Origin of the sequence: Halomonas salinarum (genome assembly GCF_012062845.1) — a bacterium.
In the GTDB taxonomy this organism is placed as follows: Bacteria; Pseudomonadota; Gammaproteobacteria; order Pseudomonadales; family Halomonadaceae; genus Onishia; species Onishia salinarum.
In genome coordinates this window covers 1-1,744 of the sequence record NZ_WWNB01000043.1, presented here as the reverse complement: position 1 = coordinate 1,744, position 1,744 = coordinate 1, and the positions used below count along the sequence as shown (strand labels likewise).

Below are 1,744 nucleotides of genomic sequence, written 5' to 3'. Positions count from 1 at the left end.
AAGGTGCGTGGCATGAAAGATGGTACCGGCGATGAGTGAGGTCTGGTGGTGACAGCGATGGCACTGGTAGTGCCCCCGCGACAATCGACAGCCAGTGGTGTTGCCACAGTCGGGGCACACGAACCCCTTGGGCCAGCGATGCTGAAAAAGGGCCGCCTGGCACTGCGCTTCCGTGCCGTACTGCGCGAGAAATGCCGGCAACGACAGGCCGGGCTGAAACTGGATAGGATTGCGTGCCATGACGCCACCTCCTCTACTGGACATAACATCAGTATAGGAGAGGCTGGCGGGATCGCGGCTGATCAACATGAGTAATCAGGTTATTTTATGGATGGGTTTTTAATGGTGTTTGATTCGAGTCTAAATTTTCTTTAGAAGAGGTCTGTATTAAAAATGTGGATCATGGGGTCTCTTTATGACACTTCGAGAAAGAAAGTAAGGTGTTCAATCAGTGAGTAATGATTAAGAAAATATTAACTGGGTTTGTGAGATGCAGAGAATAAATAGTTAGGCTTTAGGTGAAGGTGAGAGTCTGGTTTTATAGTCGTTAGTACTAGTAATTATTTATTGGGAATGATTGAAAGTAAGCTGCCCTAGCGTCCACATTGTGTCCACGTGGAAGGCAGATAATGGCCATTAAAGGCAACTTGCAAGATTATTAAGGCCATGATTTTTCAGGTTTTATTGGGTGTTGGCATGTTTTGGGATTAACTCATAATCCTTTGGTCGCTGGTTCGAGCTTTGCTGGGCCCACCAAAAATACAGTTATGTTCTTCCCTTCTTATTTTTCCTCTCTCCGCTATAACTTCAGCTTTTTTTAAGCCAATGCGTATTGTGCTAGCAGGTGGCGGTTTCTATATATGACTTCTGAATCTTCATGGTCTATATCACCAAAGACAATGCGGTGCGGTGATTATGCTGTGAAGATCGCCAGAGTCAGAGCACTTCAATGAAGATGTCGCGCCGGATCTGTATTAGATGGGGGAAGTAGAAATGGGGAGCAAGGTCAGAAGCGGTAAACAAAAAAAGGGCCGCTAAAGGCGGCCCCGAGGTATCGCGATGAAACGATGGAATTATTCGGCGGTAACAACCTTCATCACCAGGTTGCCATCCATCTTGATCGGGCCGTCTTCCTTGGCGCCTAGAGTGTATTCGAAGCCGCCGGTTTTCATGCCGCCTTCTTCGCTGTGCACCATCAGCATGAGGTGGTCGCCGGGCATGACGTTTTCAGTAAGGATGGCGGTGACGTCCATGTTTTCGCCTTCCTTGAGCGGGGCATAGCCGACCACCGGGCCGGGCTTCATGTCTTCGCCAGTGCGGTGAACGACCAGCCAGCCGTTCTGGTCAGCCGTGACTTTCTCTGCCGTCACGGTACCGCCCGATACGGACTGATCATCGGCCCAGACCTGCGGGTGCATGTCTGAATGGTCGGCCGCCTGTGCGAAACCGGCGCCGGCGAGTAGAGAAATGGATACACATGCACTTGCCATTAGCTTGTTCATCATCTTTCTCTCCTTGATATTTGGGCACATCCCACAAAAGCCCAGTGGCTTGAGTGGGTGTGCTGGTAGATACGCAAGGAGGTTGCGCCGGGTTTCAGATAAATCGAAAAAAATTAGGTTCACCGCACTTTGCCGGGAAAAGCGGCACGGATCTTCAGAAAAAAGTACGCCGTGTCGCGGTACCCATAGGCCATCCGCTTGATGACCTTGATCCGGTTGTTCATGCCCTCCAGCACGCTGGT

At 50.2% G+C, this 1,744-nt stretch carries 3 protein-coding genes; all 3 read right to left on the bottom strand.

The features are described 5' to 3' along the window. Positions 1-240, bottom strand: a 240-nt coding sequence (locus HF027_RS15400) for a transposase (RefSeq protein WP_168017147.1), incomplete at its 3' end; no start/stop codon positions are given. A gap of 833 nt (positions 241-1,073) precedes the next feature. Next, on the bottom strand, positions 1,074-1,505 hold the full coding sequence (locus HF027_RS15395; protein WP_209316478.1) for a DUF7282 domain-containing protein: 432 nt from the start codon (positions 1,503-1,505) through the stop codon (positions 1,074-1,076). A gap of 116 nt (positions 1,506-1,621) precedes the next feature. Further along, the coding region (locus tag HF027_RS15390) for a transposase (RefSeq protein ID WP_146188265.1) at positions 1,622-1,744 on the bottom strand (123 nt) is incomplete at its 5' end.